Below are 17,103 nucleotides of genomic sequence, written 5' to 3'. Positions count from 1 at the left end.
CCGCATGCAGACCCAGACCGCCACCCCGCCCCCGAGCAGCCCGGCGCCAAGGGCAGAGAACGTGGGCGGGCCGGTCAACGGTCGGCGCTCCTGGATCGCCTTCGCCATCACGGCGGTGGTGCTCGTGGGGTCCACCATCGCCATGTTCATGCCGCTCGTCCCCGAGGCGATCGGCGGCGCGGCCTGCGTGCTGATGCTCGGACTGATCTTCCTGCGGATGCCGATCGCGATCGCGATGCTGATCCCCGCGATGCTCGGCATGTACGCGATGCGGGGCGAGCGTCTGGTCGAGAGCACGATGACGACCCTGGCCTACGGCCAGATCGCCAACTGGACGCTCAGCGTCGTCCCGATGTTCATCCTGATGGGGCTGATGCTGTGGAAGGCCGGTCTGACCGAGAGCCTCTACAAGGCCGCCAGGTACTGGCTGGGCTGGCTGCCCGGCGGCCTTGCGGTCGGCACCAACCTCGCCGGCGCCGGGTTGGCCGCGGTGAGCGGCTCCTCGGTCGGCACCACCTACGCCCTCGCCCGCATCGGCATCCCCGAGATGCTCAAGGCGGGCTACGACAAGCGCCTCGCGGTCGGCGCGGTCATCGTCGCCGGTCTGCCGGGTCAGCTGATCCCGCCCAGCATCATGCTCGTCATCTATGCCGGCATCGCCGAGGTTCCGGTCGGCCCCCAGCTGCTGGCCGGTGTCGGACCGGGCATCCTGGTCGCCATCCTCTTCACGATCATGATCGTGATCTTCGCGCGCAGGTGGGCCCCGGTCGAGACCGAGCACACGCGTGAGGAGAACGCGAACGGCATCACCTGGAAGATGCGCTTCAGGGCGGTTGCGGACACCTGGCCGGTGCCGCTGATCATGGGCCTAATCATCTACGGGATGTTCTCGGGCGTGTTCACCGCCACCGAGGCCGGTGCCGTGGCCGCCCTGTTCTCGCTGTTCGTCACCGTGATCTGGCAGAAGCGCAATGCCATGCGCGCCATCATCGAAGCCTCCGTCGGCACCGTGAGCAGCGTAGGCGCGATCTTCCTGATGCTCGTGGGCGTCGAGGCGCTCTCCCGGATGTTCACCCTGACCGGGATCAGCACCGGGTTCGCCGAGCTGGTCGAGCACATGGACCTGGGTCGGGTCTCGTTCCTGCTGATGATGATGGTCGTCTACATCATCCTGGGCACGTTCATGGAGCCGTTGCCGATGATGGTGCTGACCGTCCCGATCCTGATCCCGACGCTCGCCTCGCTGGACATCTCGCTGCTCTGGTACGGCGTCTTCGCGGTCTTCATGGGCGAGCTCGCGGTGGTCACGCCTCCGGTGGGCATCCTGGCCTTCATCATCCACACCATCACCAAGGAACCCGAGGTGAACCAGGGCCAGAAGATCACCCTGAACGACGTGTTCATGGCCTGCTGGTGGTTCATGCCGATGGCCATCATCACCACCGTGATCCTGATCTTCTTCCCTGAGATCGCCACCTGGCTGCCGAGTCTCGGCGAGCAATGACCCTGCCGTCCCTTGCCCTCGGAGAAGAGAGATCCCATGACTGAGACACCGACCCAGGCCGACCGGGACCAGGGCCAGTCCCACCGGGGCTGTCCCGTCGTCCACACGGACTACACCCAGGAGACCGAAGTCTTCGGGCACTACGCCCTCCTGGACCCGGACCGCGAGAAGTCCCGCTTCCTGTTCAACGACACCACCGACCGCGGCTTCTTCATGCTGCAGCGCTACGACGACGTGCGCGAGGGGTTCCAGCAGCACGCGACCTGGACCACCGCGGTCCGCTCGGCGCTGCGCCCCGGCTCCTCCAACGAGCGCCTGCTCCCGCAGGACCTCAACGGCCAGGAGCACGTGAAGATGCGGCGCATCCTCAACCAGTATTTCGCCCCTGCCGCCGTGCGGCGGATGGAGGAGATGGCGACCGAGCGGTGCATCGAGCTGATCGAGGAGCTGAAGCCCAAGGGCGCCGACGACTTCGTCGCCGCGTTCGCGATCCGCTACCCCACGGACCTCTTCCTGGCGCTCCTCGGTCTGCCGGTGAGCGACGGCGAGTTCTTCCTGGAGTGGTCCGAGGACTACTTCAACTCCCTCCTCGCCGGGCAACCGGAGAGGGCTGAGGAGTCGAAGAAGAAGATCATGGACTACTTCGACCGGGCGGTGAACGAGCGCCGCGAGAACCCGCTGGACCCCGACGTCGACATGGTCTCGCGCCTGGTCACGGCCCGGATCGACGACGAGCCGATCTCCCAGGAGGACATCAGGACGATCTGCCTGACCCTCATGCTCGCCGGCCTCGACACCACCCGCTCGGCGCTCGGCTTCATCTTCGCCCACCTCGCGAGCAACCCCGAGGACCGGAGGAAGATCGTCGAGGACCCCAGCATCATCCCCAACGCGGTCGAGGAGTTCCTGCGCACCTTCCCGCTGGTCATCCAGGCAGGGCGCGAGGTCCAGGAGCCCGCCGACTTCCACGGGCTGGAGCTCGAGCAGGGCGACGTGGTGTGGCTGGGCGTGGCCCAGGCCAACCGGGACCCCCGCAAGTTCCCCGATCCCGACAAGGTCGTCCTCGACCGGGCCGGTGCCAACCAGCACCTCGCCTTCGGCGGTGGACCGCACCGCTGCCTGGGCATGCACCTGGCCCGGCTGGAGCTCAAGGTGGTGCTGGAGGAGTGGCACAAGCGGATCCCCGAGTACCGGATCGCCGAGGGGACCGAACTGCGCGAGCGTGGCGGCCAGCTGACGATGACCAGCCTGCCGCTGGAGTGGGAGGTCTGACATGTACATCTCCATCGATGAGGCCAAGTGCATGGGCCACGGACGCTGCTACGGCGTAGCCCCCGAGCTGCTCTCGGACGACGTGGAGGGGTTCGTCGCACAGAAGGGCGAGTGCTGGAAGGTGCCCGACGACCTTCTCGGCGAGGCCCAGGACGCCGCCGACGCCTGCCCCGAAGGCGCCATCGCCCTCCTCGAGCAGGCTCCGGCCTGAGGTTCCGCTCGGCGCCCCCGCCGACCACGCGTCGCCGGGGGCCCGGCCCGAAGGACGCGTGCTGACGACATGATCGAACACCTCAAGGTCCTCGACCTCACCGACGAGCGCGGGCTGCTGTGCGGCCGGGTGCTGGCCGACCTGGGCGCCGACGTGGTGCAGGTGGAGCCTCCCTCCGGCTCCACCGGCCGCCGCGCTGCGCCACTGGTCGGGGACGACGGTGACGTCTCCCTGGTCTGGCAGACGTTCGGCGCGAACCGGCGAGGCGTCTGCCTGGACCTCGACACCGCCGAGGGCCAGGACTCCTTCCGGAGGCTCGCACGCGCCGCGGACGTGGTGGTCACCTCGATGGCGCCGCAGTGGCTGCGGGACCGGGGCCTGGACCCCGGGACGCTGCGTGCCGAGGACCCCGCACTGGTTTGCGTGGTGATCAGCGGATTCGGCTGGGACGGGCCCAAGGCGTCGTACGCCGACACCGACCTCGTCGTCTGGGCCGCGGGTGGCCCGCTCGAGCCGCACCGCGACGGCGACCGGCCGCCGTTGCGGATCAGCGTGCCGCAGGCCTACCTGCACGCGGGGGCGGACGCCGCCGCCGGGGCCCTGACCGCGGTGCTGGCGCGCGCCCGGACGGGTGACGGCCAGGTTGTCGACGTCTCCGCCCAGGTCTCCACCGCGGCCGCGACCCTGGCCAGGGTGCTGGCCACCGCCGTCGGCGACGCCAACCCGGAGTGGCAGACGCAGCCCGTCGGCCGGACCGACCAGAGCGGCAGCGGCGCCGCCACCCCGAACTCGCTGAAGAAGTGGCACTGCGCCGACGGGATCGTCGAGCTGCACCTGTCGATGGGGCCGGCCGCCGGCGCGTTCACCAACCGCCTGTTCGCATGGATCGCCGAGGAGGGCGGGGTCGCGGAGCACGGTGGTCCGGAGCAGGGCGCCCTGCTGCCGGCAGACGTCGCCGCCTGGGACTGGCGCACGGTGCCGGACCGCTTCACCGACGGTGAGCTCACCGTCGAGGACCTCGACCGGGCCCGGGCCGCGGTCCGTGCCTTCCTGCTCACCCGCACCAAGGAGCAGGTCGTCGCGGCCTCCCTGGCCCGGCGGTTGCTCGCGATGGCGATCTACGACAGCGGAGACGTGCTGGCCAGCGACCACCTGGTCCAGCGCGGCTTCTGGCAGACCCTCGAGGTGGCCGGGGTCGAGGTCCGGGTTCCCGGGGTGCTGGCCCGCGTCGCGGGCGGGGTCTCGCCGTCGCTGCGCCGCCGTGCTCCCGAGCTGGGCGAGCACACGGACGAGGTGCTGACCGAGTGGTCGCCGCAGGCCCGACCCCTGACGGCCGGGTCCCCGGCCGCGGCTGCGCCCCTCCCCGCGGGCGACGGGGCTCTCGCCGGGCTCAAGGTGCTCGACCTCTCCTGGGTCGTCGCCGGGCCGTTGATCGGCCGCCAGCTGGCGGACTTCGGCGCCGAGGTGGTCCGGGTGGAGTCGAGCACCCGGGTGGAGACCGCGCGCCTCATGCAGCCCTTCCACCGGGGCGAGCAGGACAAGGAGAACTCCGCTCTCTTCGGCAACTGCAACGCCGGCAAGCTGGGCGTCACCCTGGACCTGAAGTCACCCGCGGGCCAGGCGGTGGCTCGCGACCTGGTGGCGTGGGCCGACGTGGTCATCGAGTCGTTCTCGCCGGGTCAGTTGGCCAAGTGGGGGCTGGACCACGCCACCCTCTCCGCCGACCGGCCCGACCTGGTCATGGTCAGCACCTCCATCGCCGGCCAGTCCGGGCCCTGGTCGCGGCTGGCGGGATACGGCAACGTCGGGTCCTCCCTCAGCGGGTTCCAGCACCTGGTCGGCTGGCCCGACCGGCTGCCGCTGGGGCCCTTCGGCCCGTACACCGACTACGTCGGCCCCAGGCTGGCCGTGCCGGCGCTGCTGGCCGCCCTCGAGCGCCGCCGGCGGACGGGGGAGGGCTGCTACGTCGACCTCAGCCAGGTCGAGGCCGGTGTCTACTTCCTCGCCCCCCAGATCGCGCACGCGTCGTACGACGGCACGGTGGCGGGCAGGCGGGGCAATACCGACGCCGCGATGGCCCCGCACGGCGTCCACCCGTGCCTGCCCGAGGATGGCCGCGACCGGTTCGTCGCGGTCGCGGTGCGCGACGACCGGGACTGGCTGGCCCTGGCCGAGGTGATCGGGCGGCCCGACCTGGCCTCCCGTCCCGACCTGGCCGACGCCCGCGGACGCCTGGCCGCCGGCGAGGAGCTGGAGGCCGCGGTCGCGGCATGGACGGCGGGCCAGCCGGCCGGGGAGGCGGAGCGGCGGCTCCAGCAGGCGGGGGTGCCGGCGCACGTGGCCTCCTCGAGCGCCGACTTCACGCACGACCCCCAGCTGGTCTTCCGCGGCCACCTCGTGCCGCTCCCCAGCGAGCGGCACGGCACGACGTACGCCGAGGGCCCCCGCTGGCAGCTCTCCGCGACGCCGGGCGGTCCGCGTCGCGCGGCGCCCGCGCTGGGCCAGGACAACGACCACGTGCTGCGCACCCTGCTCGGCTACGACGCCGCACGGGTGGCAGCACTGACCGACGAGGGAGTGCTGGCATGAGTCCGACCCCGACCGACCGCACGGCGACGAGCGACGAGACCTGGCAGGACGAGTGGCGCCCGGTCGTCGACGCGGTCGGCCGCGACTTCCTCGACGGCGAGGTGACCTGGGGCGGCGACCCGGTGGAGGCCGGGGCGATCCGGCGCTACCTGGAGCCGCTGGAGCTGGACTGCGCCCTGCACACCGACCACGAGGCGGCCCGGGCGGGCGGCTTCGATGACGTGACGATGCCATACACCGGCGTGATGCCCTGGACCCTGCCGGCGGCCTGGGAGCCGGGGCAGGTGCTCTTCGACTCCGACGACCGGGACGCCCAGCCGGTGCACAGCGCGATCAACGACAGCGGGCTGGGGATCGGCCCGCGCACGACCGGCTTCTTCGGCACCGACGTGGAGCTCGACTTCCTCCGCCCCGTGGTCGCCGGCGAGCGGCTGGGGCGACGCGGGAAGACGCTGGTGTCGTGCAAGCCGAAGGAGACCTCGGTGGGCCGCGGGGCGTTCATGACCTGGGAGAGCGAGGTCGTCAGCGACCGCGGTGGTGCCGAGCCCGAGGTGGTGGCGCGTATCCGCATCGGCACCTACGCCTACGTGCCCCGTGCCGTTGAACCGGCCCGGACGGAGGAGGCGCGATGACCCGGTGGTTCGAGGACGTGACCGTGGGGGAGCAGCTGCCGTCGGTCGCCTACCCCTTGACGGTCTACCGGCTGGTGATGGCCGCCGGCACCAACCGCGACTTCAACTCCATCCACCACAACTCCGAGTACGCGCGCAGCACCGGCGCGGAGGAGATGTACGCCAACACGTCGTTCCTGATGGGCACGTGGGAGCGGTGCGTGCGGGACTGGATCGGGGCGCAGGGCACGATCCGTGCGCTCCGCGGCTTCCGGATGAGGGCGTTCAACCACGTGGGAGACACCACCACGGTCCACGCAGAGGTCGTCGCGACCCGCGTCGAGGACGGGATCGGGGTGGTCGAGGTCGCGATCAGGTGTGAGAACTCGAAGGGCGTCACGGTGGGGCCCGGGCTGGTCGAGGTGACGCTGCCGCGTCGCGAGGAGGAGAGCTGATGGGCGTGATCACGCACGAGGCGTCGGGGGGAACCGCGATCGCGGGACTCGGCATCACCCAGATGGGCAAGGTCTACGGGAGGTCCGCCACCGACTTCGCGGTGGAGGCGATCACGCTCGCCGCAGCAGACGCCGGCCTGGCGCTCTCCGACATCGACGGGCTCCTGGTCAACCCGGGGGTGAAGAACGACACCGATCTGCGCCTGCAGTCCACGTTGCAGATGCGCGACACCCGGTTGCTGGCGACGATGCAGGGCTTCGGGTCCTCCGCCGGGCAGATGGTGCAGTACGCGTCGATGGCGATCGCCAACGGCATGGCCGACGTGGTGGCGTGCGTCTACGCCGACGCGCCGCTGACCGAGGGCAAGCGGGCGGGGGCGTCGTACGGCGGGCAGAAGCGCGCGATGGAGGGGGTCCAGTCCCTCCAGTTCGCGGCCGGCCTGCAGGCCGCCCCCGAGCGGTACGCCGTCGCCGCGCGGCGCCACATGGAGACCTACGGCACGACCAGCGAGCAGCTGGGGGCCGTGGCGGTCGCCGCGCGGCAGTGGGCGGCGATGAACCCCCACGCCCAGATGCGTGAGCCGATCACCCTGGCCGACCACCAGGAGTCGCGGACGATCGCCGACCCGCTGCGGCTGCTGGACTGCTGCCTGGTCAGCAACGGAGCCGTCGCCATCGTCGTGACCAGCTCCGAGCGGGCCGAGGCGCTCCAGCAGCCCCCGGTGCACGTGTGGGGCTGGGGGCAGGCGCACCCGGGCTACGTCAACCGCCGCGACAGCGAGTTCGGGCTCGTCACCGGCGCTGCGCGGTCCGGGGCCGGCGCCCTTGCGATGGCCGGGGTGAAGGTCGACGAGATCGACGTCCGCGAGCTCTACGACTGCTTCACCTACACGACCCTCGTCACGCTGGAGGACTACGGCTTCTGCGCCAAGGGCGAGGGTGGCGAGTTCGTCGCCAGCGGGGCGATCGCTCCCGGGGGCAGCCACCCGACCAACACCGGCGGCGGCGAGCTGTCCTCGTACTACATGTGGGGGATGACCCCGCTGTCGGAAGCCGTCATCCAGGCGCGAGGACAGGGCGGAGACCGCCAGGTCGACAAGCACGACCTCGTCATGGTCAGCGGCAACGGGGGAGTCCTGGACTTCCACTCGACGCTGGTCGTCAGTCCCCACCGGAAGAGCTGAGGAGACTCCCGTGCTGCACTCGCTCAAGGCCGTCGTCCGCGACGACCACTCGGCCCCCTTCTTCGAGGCCGCCGCAGAGGGCCGTCTGCTCCTGCGGTTCTCGCCGAGCAGCCAGGAGTGGTCCGAGCCCTCCGCCCGGGTCTGCTCGGTCAGCCAGGCCGCCGACCTGGAGTGGCGCGAGGCCTCCGGCACCGGAGCCCTCGTCTCCTGGACCGTGAAGCCCGGCCGTGCCACCGAGGACCGCCCGGCGGTGCCGACCGTGATCGGGATCGTCGAGCTGGAGGAGGGCCCCTGGCTGCCGCTGCAGCTGCCGGAGGTCGACCCTGCTGACCTGTCGGTCGGGCGCGCGGTGCGCGTCGACTGGGTCCAGCCCGAGGGGAGCGAGCATCTCCCGGTCGCCGTCCTCGCCTGACATCGCTCCGCCGGTGCGGAGCCAGGCGCAACCCCCGCTGCGGATGGCGGTGTGGACCGGAGTCCTCCTCGGCATGATCACGTTCGCCAGCGCGTCGGTGGCGGTGATCCTTCCCGACCTGGTCGACGGTTTCGGGCTCCGCGAGGGCTCGGCCTCCTGGGTGATCAGCCTCTACGTGCTGGTGCTCTCGGTGTGCACCGCGCTCTATGGTCGGTTGGGCGACCTCTACGGGATCCGGAAGCCGCTGGCGGTGGGGACGGTCCTGCTGGGCGTCGGCTCGGTGCTCGCCGCCCTGGCCCCGACGTTCGGCCTGCTGCTGGTCGCGCGAGCCGTCCAGGGCCTGGGTGCCGCGAGCCTTCCCTCCCTGCTGACCGCCGCTGTGGAGCGGTCCTACGCCGGCGGGCTGCGCAACCGCGCGCTCGCGGCGGTGACGGGCATCGCGATCTCGGTCGGCAGCATCGGACCGCTGATCGGCGGCAGCGTCGCGAACGTGCTGGGGTGGCGCATCGCGCTCGCCCTCCCCCTTGTCGGCCTGGTCGCACTGGTCCCGGTCTGGCGATGGTTGCCGACCGAAGGCTCCGGTGCGCGCATCGACTTCGTCGGCGCGCTGCTCGTGGTGACCTCTGCGGCTGGCGTGGTGCTACTCCTGCAGTCGCCCACCGCCTCGTGGCCGGCCGGGTGGGTGGGGGCCGGACTGGTCGTCGGTGGCACCCCGCTCCTGCTGCGCCACGTGCGCAGGGTGCCGGAGGGCTTCCTGCCACGCACGGTGCTCTCCGACGTACGGATGCTCGGCCTCGCCATGGGAGGGGCAGTGGTCCCGGGGGCCTGGTTCGCGCTGATGCTGGTGCTGCCCCTGACCCTGGACCGACTCGGGTGGGAGCCGTGGCAGGTGGGTGCGGCCATGGCGCCCAGCGCGCTGGCGGGGCTCCTCGCCTCGCGGACCACCCCCGGACTGCTGAGCCGCCTCAGCGGCGTGGGCTGCCTCCTCGTCGCGGGGACCGGAACGGGCGTCCTCATGCTCGTCTGCTCCGCCGGGGTGGCCGCCCACGACCGCGTGCTCACCCCGGCACTGCTCATGGTGACCAGCTTCGGCGTGACGGGCCTGGCCGCTCTGGCTCAGTCCGCGCTGATGTCGGAGGTGGGGCGCCGGTTCCCGCTCGACGTCCGCGGGGCCGCGATGGGGGTGATGACCCTGATCTTCATGCTCGGGGCGGCCTTCGGCTCGGCCGCCCTGGGCGGGCTCACGAGCGCGTTCGGGATGACGGTCGCGGTGTCGGCGATCGCCGTCGTCTGTCTGACCGCCTCACTCTGCGTCGCCGTGGGCCGGCGCAGGTCCGGCCCGCGCCGGCCCCGGCAGCCAGGGCCGGGAGGACCGGTCATCAGAAGGTGACGATGGTGCGCGCGGCGGACGCGGTGTCGATCTCCTCCAGCGCGTCTCCGACGTCGGCGAGCGAGACGGTACTCCCCATCAGCGGGTCGAGGTCGAGGCGACCCGACAGGTACATCTCGGCGTAGAGCGGGGCGTCCACGCGCAACTGCGTGCCGCCGAGGCGGGAGCCCTGGAGGCGCTTCTCCTGCAGCATCGCAGACGCCGGGAGCGAGAGTGTGTCGCCGGGATGGGGGAGGCCCACCACGGTGGCGGTGCCGCGGGTACGCAGCATGCCGAAGGCCTGCTCGATGGTGGCCGCGATCCCGACCACCTCGATGCAGTGGTCCACCCCACCGGTGAGCTCGAGCACGGCCTGCACCGGGTCGGTGGTGCTCGCGTCGACGACGTCGGTCGCACCGAACGTGCGGGCGATCTCCAGCTTGGAGGCCATCCGGTCGATGCCGATGATGCGCGACGCTCCCGCGAGGGCGGCGCCCTGGACGGCGCTGAGGCCGACGCCGCCGCAGCCGATCACGGCGACGGTGTCGCCGAAGCGCACCTGCGCCGAGTGCCGGATCGCCCCCAGTCCGGTGATCACCGCGCAGCCGAGGAGCGCCGCCTTGTCCAGCGGCATCTCCTTCGGGATGCGAGCCACTGCGGTCACCTGGACCAGCATCTCCTCGGCGAAGCTGCCGACCCCGACGAACTGGCCGACGCCGCGCCCGTCGAGGGTCAGGCGGTCGCCGAGCCCCGGGGCGCGCACCCTGCCCTGGTCCGAGCAGTGCTGTGGGTGGCCCTTGCTGCACCACTCGCACAGGCCGCACGAGGCGGCCGGGGCCACCACGACGTGGTCGCCGGGCCGGACGCTGGTGACCTGGCTGCCCACCTCGAGTACTTCGCCGGCCGCCTCGTGACCGAGGATCGTGGGGACCGGCATCGACGGGATGCCGCCGGTCTGGCCGTGACGGTCGGAGTGGCACACCCCGCTGGCGGCTGTCCGGACGCGGACCTCCTGGGGAAGGATGTCCCCGAGCGTCACGTCCGCGGCCTCGGGGCGTGCGTCGAACTCGGTCAGCACTGCAGCCTTCATGTCGCGGGGGCTCCTGTCGTTCGGTGTCTGGGGGCCGACCGCGGATCCGGGGACCCGACCTTGACCGGCTTCGAGGGCCAGCCTATATTGCTGATTATCAAAAGCATAGATCGAGATGAACGCTCGGTCAGTGCCGCGGCCGGTCAAAACGGCGGCCGTTCGAGCCCAGCAGCAAGGGACAGACTCGTGACCTTCCGCTACTACCGCGACCTGAAGCCGACCTTCGAGGACCGCGCCACCTGGGCGCTGCCCACCGTGCTGCGCCACCACGCCGCCAAGCGTCCCGACTCGGTCTGGCTCGACGTGCCGGAGGAGGCCGCCACCTGGACCTTCGCCGAGATGCTGACCGCCGCCGAGCGCGTCGGTCGCAACTTCCTCACCAACGGCGCCAGCCAGGGTGACCGGGTCGTGCTGGTCGCCCAGAACTCCTCTCGCTTCGTCCGCACCTGGATCGGCACCGCCGTCGCCGGTCTGGTCGAGGTCCCGATCAACACGGCGTACGAGCACGACTTCCTGGCCCACCAGGTACGCACCGTGGAGGCGCGGCTGGCTGTCATCGACGATGTCTTCGCCGAGCGGTTCATCGCGGTCAAGGAGGCCGCCTCGACGATCACCAAGTTCTGGGTCATCGACAACGGTCAGCAGGACAAGGCGATCGAGCTGCTCCGTGAGGCGGGCTGGGAGGCCGCCCCCTGGGACGAGCTCGAGGGTGAGGTGTCGTCCGGCACGAGCGTCGAGCTCCCCGAAGTGCAGCCCCAGGACCTCGCCTCGGTGCTCTTCACCTCCGGTACCACCGGGCCGTCCAAGGGTGTCGCGATGCCGCACGCCCAGATGTACTTCTTCGCCGACGAGTGCGTCTCCCTGGTCCGGCTCACTCCCGACGACGCCTGGATGACGCTGACGCCGCTCTTCCACGGCAACGCCCAGTTCATGGCCGCCTACCCGACGCTGGTCGCGGGTGCCCGCTGCGTGATCCGCAGCAAGTTCTCGGCCAGCCGCTGGATCGACCACGTCCGCACGAGCCGGGTGACGGTCACCAACTTCATCGGCGTCATGATGGACTTCATCTGGAAGCAGGACCCCCGCGACGACGACGCCGACAATCCGCTGCGGGTCGTCTTCGCCGCCCCGACGGCCGCCACCCTCGTGCAGCCGATGAAGGAGCGCTACGGGATCGAGGCCTTCGTCGAGGTGTTCGGCCTCACCGAGACCTCGGCGCCGATCATCTCGCCGTACGGCGAGGACCGCCCCGCGGGTGCCGCCGGACTTGTTGCCGACGAGTGGTTCGACGTCGCCCTGGTGGACCCGGTGACCGACGAGCCGGTCGCGGTGGGGGAGATCGGTGAGCTGGTCATCCGGCCCAAGGTCCCCTTCATCTGCTCGATGGGCTACTTCAACGCCCCGGAGAAGACCGTCGAGGCGTGGCGCAACCTCTGGTACCACACCGGCGACGCGCTGCGGCAGGACGAGGAGGGCTGGTTCTACTTCGTCGACCGCTTCAAGGACGCGCTGCGTCGTCGCGGTGAGAACATCTCCTCCTACGAGATCGAGACCTCGGTGCTCAGCCACCCCGCCGTCGTGGAGTGCGCGGTCATCGCCGTCCCCGCCTCCACCGAGGCGGGCGAGGACGAGGTGATGGCCTACGTGATCACCCAGCAGGAGGTGACCGCCGAACAGCTGTGGGAGCACTGCGACGGCCGGATCCCGTCGTTCGCGGTGCCGCGCTACCTGCGCTTCGTCGACGAGCTCCCCAAGACGCCATCCCAGCGGGTGCAGAAGGCCAAGCTGCGAGACCTCGGGGTCACCGAGGACACCCATGACCGGACTCCCGACAACCGCTGAGGAGCGCCCGTGCATCCCTACCGCTCGATCCTCTTCGTCCCGGCCCACAAGCCCGAGTGGGCACGCAAGGCGCTGGCCTCGGGTGCCGACTGCGTGGTCATCGACCTAGAGGACTCCGTGCCGGTCGAGCTCAAGGAGTCCGCGCGCGACACCGCGCGCCAGACCCTCGCGGAGCTGCGTGCCGAGTCGCCGCAGGTCGGGCTCTTCGTGCGGCCCAACGCGCTGGACACCCGGATGAGCGGGGCGGACCTGGAAGCCGTCGTCGGTCCCGACCTCACCGGTGTCTTCGCCCCCAAGATCCGCAACGCCACGGACGTGGTGCGCTGGGAGACCCTGCTCGACTGGTTCGAGGCGCGTAACGGCGGCGCGGGGCTGGAGATGATCGTGCCGGTCGAGATGGTCGACGCGATCACCAACGCCTTCGAGATCGCCGCCGCCTCCCCCCGGGTGGGCGCGATGATCGGGCCCACCTCCGAGCACGCCGACATCGCCCGCGCGGTCGGCTACCGGCAGTCACGGGAGGGCAGCGAGACGCTCTACCTCCGCAGCCGGATCCTGCTGGCCTGCCGACAGTACGGGCTGCACGCGCTCACCGGGCTGTGGGAGGACCTGGGTGACCTCGACGGGCTGCGGACGTTCGCCGACTACGGTCTCCAGCTCGGCTTCCGCGGCCAGGTGCTCATCCACCCGTCGCACGTGCCGGTGGTGCACGAGGTCTACACGCCCTCCGACGAGGAGGTCGCCTACTACCAGGACCTGGTGGCGACGATGGAGAGGGCCGTCGCCGAGGGGCACGGTGCAGTTCGCTTCCGCGGCTCCCACGTCGACCTGGCCCACGCGGAGAAGGCTCGCGACTGGCTCGCGCACGCCCGGCTGGTCCGCGGCGAGGCCGGCTGACCGCTGCAGGCCGGCCCCCGAAGCAACCGAGAGCGAGGAGATCATGGTGAATCGTGAGGTGGACCCTGTCCACGAGGACATCCGCCAGGCCGTCCGCACCCTGTGTGCGAAGTTCCCCGACGAGTACTGGGCCGAGCGGGACGAGAAGCACGAGTTCCCCTGGGACTTCTTCCACGCCGTCACCGAGGGGGGCTGGCTGGGCCTGACCATCCCCGAGGAGTACGGCGGGGGCGGTCTGGGCGTCACCGAGGCGGCCATCGTGGAGCGCGAGATCGCCGCCTCGGGCGCCGGGATGGGCGGCTGCTCCGCGGTGCACATCGGGATCTTCGGCTTCGAGCCGATCCTGCACCACGGCAGCGAGGAGCTGAAGCAGCGCTTCCTGCCCCGTGTCCCCGAGGGCAACCTGCAGATCTCCTTCGCGGTGACCGAGCCAGACGCCGGCACCGACACCACCAACATCTCCACCTTCGCCCGCAAGGTCGACGGTGGCTGGCTGGTCTCGGGCAAGAAGGTGTGGATCTCCAACGCCCAGCAGGCCGAGCGGATGCTGCTGCTCGCCCGCACCACCCCCAAGAACGAGTGCGTGAAGAAGACCGACGGGCTGACCGTCTTCTTCGCACCCATGGACCGGCAGAAGGTCACCATTCGGCCGATCCCCAAGATGGGCCGGAACTCCGTCGACAGCAACGAGCTCTTCATCGACGACCTCTTCGTGCCCGACGAGGACGTGGTCGGCGAGGTCGGCAAGGGCTTCAAGGTCATTCTCACCGGGCTGAACGCTGAGCGGGTGGTCGCAGCCAACGCGATGCTCGGCATTGGTGAGGCCGCGCTGCGCCGCGGTGTCCAGTACGCCAAGGACCGGGTCGTCTTCGGCCGTCCCATCGGGCAGAACCAGGGCCTGGCCTTCCAGCTGGCCGAGGCCAAGATCCGGATCGAGGCCGCGGACGCGGTGCTGCGCGACGCGACCTGGAAGGTCGACAACCAGCTGCCGTGCGGCGCGGAGGCCAACTACGCCAAGTGGCTCTGCGCCGAGGCCGGCTACTACTCGGCCGACGTGGCGCTGCAGGTGCACGGGGGCATGGGTTACAGCCGTGAGTTCCACGTCGAGCGCTACTTCCGCGAGGCCCGTCTCATGCGGATCGCGCCGATCAGCCAGGAGATGGTTCTCAACTACGTCGCCGAGCACGTGCTCGGCCTTCCCAGGAGTTACTGATGCGAGGTCTCTACTTCGAGGAGTTCGAGGTCGGCAAGGTCTACCGGCACACGTTCCGGCGGACCGTCACCGAGATGGACAACGTGATGTTCACGTCCCTGACGATGAACGTGGCGCCGATCCACCTCGACGCCGAGTACGCCAAGACCACGGTGCACGGCAAGCCGCTGTTCAACAGCCTCTTCACGCTGGCGCTGATCGGCGCCTTCCACGTCCCGGAGCTGACGATGGGCACCACCCTCGGCAACCTCGGATACGAGGACGTCCGCTTCCCGGCGCCGGTCTTCCACGGCGACACGCTGCGCGGGGAGACCACGATCGTGGACAAGCGCGAGTCGAAGAGTCGAGACGACTCCGGCGTCGTCTGGTTCGAGCACCGCGGATACAACCAGGACGACGTGCTGGTGCTGACCTGCAAGCGCGTCGGCCTGATGATGAAGCTGCCGGCCGACGGCGCGGTCTTCGGCGAGGAGAGGCCGGCGTGAGCGAGCAGTACCCGTCCCTGTTCACCCCTGTCGACCTGGGGCCGATGCGGCTGCGCAACCGGATCATGGTGCCTCCGCATGGCTCCGGCATCGGCAACCTGTGGGGCACCGAGGAGCAGGCCGAGACCCACATCGCCTACTGGGAGTCCCGGGTCCAGGACGGGGCCGCGTGGATCGACGGTGTCCGCGGCCGGGTCCGCAACAACATCATCCCCGGCTTCGAGACGGGCGGGTACGGCGCCGAGACGCTGGGCAACTACCGCCAGCCCAACTACGTCGAGCGGGTCGCGCGCCTCGCCGGCCGCCTGCACGACGCCGGCGGCGTGGTGACGAGCCAGCTGACGGTGATCGGCGGCGTACCCCAGGCGCCGAGCAACCGGCTCAGCTCGCCGCTCGCCGGCGTGCGTCCCCACGTGATGACGGCGGAGGACATCGCGTGGTACGTCGAGGAGTACCGGTTCTGCGGCGAGCAGGCCCGCAGGGCCGGCCTGGACGGCATCGAGCTCCACCTCAACCACGACGACATGCTCGAGTGGTTCCTCTCGCCGCTCACGAACCGGCGCGACGACCGGTACGGCGGCTCCCTGGAGAACCGGGCCCGTTTCGCGGTCGAGTCGCTGCAGGCGGTGCGCGAGGCGATCGGCGGCGACCTGGCCCTCGGCGTCCGGTTCAACATGCGCGAGGAGGTCCCCGGCGGCTACGACGTCGAGGCCGGCCTGGAGATCGCGCAGTACCTGGAGAAGACCGGTCTGGTCGACTTCCTGCACGCGGTCATCGGCTCCCCCTGGGGAGACCCCAGCTACATCCAGCCCCAGTTCTACGAGCCCGCCCAGTGGTCCGAGCTCGCCGGACAGGTGCGCAGCGCCGTCTCGCTGCCGGTGGTCTACGCCGGTCGTGTCACCTCGCTGGAGGTCGCCGAGCGGGTGGTGGCCGACGGGCACGCCGACGTCGTGGGCATGGCTCGCGCGTACCTGGCCGAGCGGGACCTGATCACGAAGTCCCGCAGCGGGCTCACCCTCGCGGTGCGCCCCTGTATCGGGGGCAACGACTGCATCAGCCGCCAGTACGTCGAGGGGCTGCCCTTCGGGTGTGCTGTCAACCCGCACGTGGCCACGGAGCACCGCGGTCGCTGGGGCGAGTCGTGGGGCGTCGCCTCGGAGGCGAGGTCGCTCCTCGTCGTCGGCGGCGGTCCGGCCGGCATGGAGCTGGCGGCCCTCTGCGCCGAGAGCGGCCACCGGGTCGAGCTCTGGGAGGCCACCAAGGAGCTGGGGGGTCAGCTGCGCACCGCCGCGCTGAGCCCGAGCTACGAGAAGTACGGCGAGTACCTGGACTGGCAGGCGGCACGGCTCGAGCGGGTCGGCGTCACGGTCCGGCTGGGACGCCGGGCGACGGCGGACGACGTGGTCGCGCACGGCGCCGACGTGGTCGCAGTGACCACCGGGGCGACCCCGCACCGTCCCGAGATCGCCGGCGTGGAGCTGCCGCACGTGGTGCAGGCCGCCGACGTGCTGCGGGGAGCGCCGGTCGGGGACCGCGTCCTGGTCGTCGCCCAGGACGACCACCTGGCGCCGCTCAGCGTGGCTGACGCCCTGAGTGAGGCCGGCAAGGAGGTGACCCTGGTCTACGGTTCCGCCCAGCCCGCGCAGCTCCTGGGGCGTTACATCCTCGGCGGGATCATGGCGCGGCTGCGCCGGCGCGGTGTGCGGTTCCGCCAGCTCGAGGAGGTCGTGGGGATCGCCCCCGACTCCGTCACCGTGCGCGACGTCTACAGCTGGGAGAGCAGCAAGCTCGAGGGCTACGACACCGTGGTGCTGGCGTGTGGTGCCGAGTCCGACTCGACGCTCTACGGAGAGCTTCGCGGCCGGGTTGACCATCTGCACGTCCTCGGCGACGCGTACGCGCCCAGACGCCTCTCCTTCGCCACCCGCCAGGCGGCGGCGCTGGCGGAGGTGCTGGTCGAGGCCTGAGC

At 71.0% G+C, this 17,103-nt stretch carries 15 protein-coding genes; 14 read left to right on the top strand and 1 reads right to left on the bottom strand.

From position 1 onward, the window contains the following. Positions 1 to 4: 4 nt before the first annotated feature. From MUB56_RS20800 to MUB56_RS20760, 9 genes are all read left to right on the top strand, one after another. A complete protein-coding gene (locus MUB56_RS20800) occupies positions 5 to 1,504 on the top strand; it encodes a TRAP transporter large permease (RefSeq protein ID WP_244928923.1) in 1,500 nt (499 codons plus the stop codon). Between the two features lie 36 nt (positions 1,505 to 1,540). Further along, entirely contained in the window at positions 1,541 to 2,776 is a 1,236-nt protein-coding gene (locus MUB56_RS20795; protein WP_244928922.1) for a cytochrome P450, read from the top strand. 1 nt (position 2,777) lies between these two features. Beyond that, on the top strand, positions 2,778 to 2,987 hold the full coding sequence (locus MUB56_RS20790; protein ID WP_244928921.1) for a ferredoxin: 210 nt from the start codon (positions 2,778 to 2,780) through the stop codon (positions 2,985 to 2,987). 69 nt (positions 2,988 to 3,056) lie between these two features. Beyond that, positions 3,057 to 5,576 carry a CoA transferase gene (locus tag MUB56_RS20785; protein WP_244928920.1) on the top strand — a complete coding sequence of 840 codons (2,520 nt, stop codon included), beginning with the start codon at positions 3,057 to 3,059 and terminating at the stop codon, positions 5,574 to 5,576. Next, entirely contained in the window at positions 5,573 to 6,208 is a 636-nt protein-coding gene (locus MUB56_RS20780) for a MaoC family dehydratase N-terminal domain-containing protein (RefSeq protein ID WP_244928919.1), read from the top strand. The genes MUB56_RS20785 and MUB56_RS20780 overlap by 4 nt, the downstream gene beginning before the upstream one ends. Next, a complete protein-coding gene (locus MUB56_RS20775; protein WP_244928918.1) occupies positions 6,205 to 6,642 on the top strand; it encodes a MaoC/PaaZ C-terminal domain-containing protein in 438 nt (145 codons plus the stop codon). Before MUB56_RS20780 ends, MUB56_RS20775 begins: the two co-directional genes overlap by 4 nt. Further along, complete coding sequence (locus MUB56_RS20770) at positions 6,642 to 7,826, top strand: lipid-transfer protein (protein WP_244928917.1); 1,185 nt, start codon at positions 6,642 to 6,644, stop codon at positions 7,824 to 7,826. The genes MUB56_RS20775 and MUB56_RS20770 overlap by 1 nt, the downstream gene beginning before the upstream one ends. A gap of 10 nt (positions 7,827 to 7,836) precedes the next feature. Next, entirely contained in the window at positions 7,837 to 8,238 is a 402-nt protein-coding gene (locus MUB56_RS20765; protein ID WP_244928916.1) for an OB-fold domain-containing protein, read from the top strand. Positions 8,239 to 8,251: 13 nt separating this feature from the next. Next, positions 8,252 to 9,628: an MFS transporter gene (locus MUB56_RS20760; protein ID WP_244928915.1), complete on the top strand. Its 1,377-nt coding sequence runs from the start codon at positions 8,252 to 8,254 to the stop codon at positions 9,626 to 9,628. Here the strand turns inward: MUB56_RS20760 and MUB56_RS20755 are convergent. Then, on the bottom strand, positions 9,618 to 10,697 hold the full coding sequence (locus tag MUB56_RS20755) for a Zn-dependent alcohol dehydrogenase (protein WP_244928914.1): 1,080 nt from the start codon (positions 10,695 to 10,697) through the stop codon (positions 9,618 to 9,620). The genes MUB56_RS20760 and MUB56_RS20755 overlap by 11 nt on opposite strands. A gap of 186 nt (positions 10,698 to 10,883) precedes the next feature. Between MUB56_RS20755 and MUB56_RS20750 the strand changes: the two genes are divergently transcribed. From MUB56_RS20750 to MUB56_RS20730, 5 genes are read left to right on the top strand one after another with little or no spacing between them, the layout of a single operon-like run. Then, the gene (locus MUB56_RS20750) at positions 10,884 to 12,539 is read left to right on the top strand and encodes an AMP-binding protein (RefSeq protein WP_244928913.1); all 1,656 of its coding nucleotides are present in this window, start codon (positions 10,884 to 10,886) and stop codon (positions 12,537 to 12,539) included. Between the two features lie 9 nt (positions 12,540 to 12,548). Further along, on the top strand, positions 12,549 to 13,436 hold the full coding sequence (locus tag MUB56_RS20745) for a CoA ester lyase (RefSeq protein ID WP_244928912.1): 888 nt from the start codon (positions 12,549 to 12,551) through the stop codon (positions 13,434 to 13,436). Positions 13,437 to 13,494: 58 nt separating this feature from the next. Further along, positions 13,495 to 14,649 carry an acyl-CoA dehydrogenase family protein gene (locus MUB56_RS20740; RefSeq protein ID WP_244928911.1) on the top strand — a complete coding sequence of 385 codons (1,155 nt, stop codon included), beginning with the start codon at positions 13,495 to 13,497 and terminating at the stop codon, positions 14,647 to 14,649. Next, positions 14,649 to 15,134 carry a MaoC family dehydratase gene (locus MUB56_RS20735; RefSeq protein WP_244928910.1) on the top strand — a complete coding sequence of 162 codons (486 nt, stop codon included), beginning with the start codon at positions 14,649 to 14,651 and terminating at the stop codon, positions 15,132 to 15,134. The genes MUB56_RS20740 and MUB56_RS20735 overlap by 1 nt, the downstream gene beginning before the upstream one ends. After that, complete coding sequence (locus tag MUB56_RS20730) at positions 15,131 to 17,101, top strand: FAD-dependent oxidoreductase (RefSeq protein WP_244928909.1); 1,971 nt, start codon at positions 15,131 to 15,133, stop codon at positions 17,099 to 17,101. Before MUB56_RS20735 ends, MUB56_RS20730 begins: the two co-directional genes overlap by 4 nt. Positions 17,102 to 17,103: the final 2 nt, after the last annotated feature.

This window comes from Nocardioides sp. W7 (assembly GCF_022919075.1).
Classification (GTDB): domain Bacteria; phylum Actinomycetota; class Actinomycetes; order Propionibacteriales; family Nocardioidaceae; genus Nocardioides.
Note: the sequence above shows the minus strand (reverse complement) of the source record. Positions and strands in the feature narration are given on the sequence as shown.

Bases quoted from the DNA above. Each gene is read 5' to 3' on its own strand.
- MUB56_RS20755 (WP_244928914.1), bottom strand. From the start codon at position 10,697: ATGAAGGCTGCAGTGCTGACCGAGTTCGACGCACGCCCCGAGGCCGCG.
- MUB56_RS20795 (WP_244928922.1), top strand. From the start codon at position 1,541: ATGACTGAGACACCGACCCAGGCCGACCGGGACCAGGGCCAGTCCCAC.
- MUB56_RS20770 (WP_244928917.1), top strand. From the start codon at position 6,642: ATGGGCGTGATCACGCACGAGGCGTCGGGGGGAACCGCGATCGCGGGA.
- MUB56_RS20735 (WP_244928910.1), top strand. From the start codon at position 14,649: ATGCGAGGTCTCTACTTCGAGGAGTTCGAGGTCGGCAAGGTCTACCGG.
- MUB56_RS20775 (WP_244928918.1), top strand. From the start codon at position 6,205: ATGACCCGGTGGTTCGAGGACGTGACCGTGGGGGAGCAGCTGCCGTCG.
- MUB56_RS20790 (WP_244928921.1), top strand. From the start codon at position 2,778: ATGTACATCTCCATCGATGAGGCCAAGTGCATGGGCCACGGACGCTGC.
- MUB56_RS20780 (WP_244928919.1), top strand. From the start codon at position 5,573: ATGAGTCCGACCCCGACCGACCGCACGGCGACGAGCGACGAGACCTGG.
- MUB56_RS20800 (WP_244928923.1), top strand. From the start codon at position 5: ATGCAGACCCAGACCGCCACCCCGCCCCCGAGCAGCCCGGCGCCAAGG.
- MUB56_RS20785 (WP_244928920.1), top strand. From the start codon at position 3,057: ATGATCGAACACCTCAAGGTCCTCGACCTCACCGACGAGCGCGGGCTG.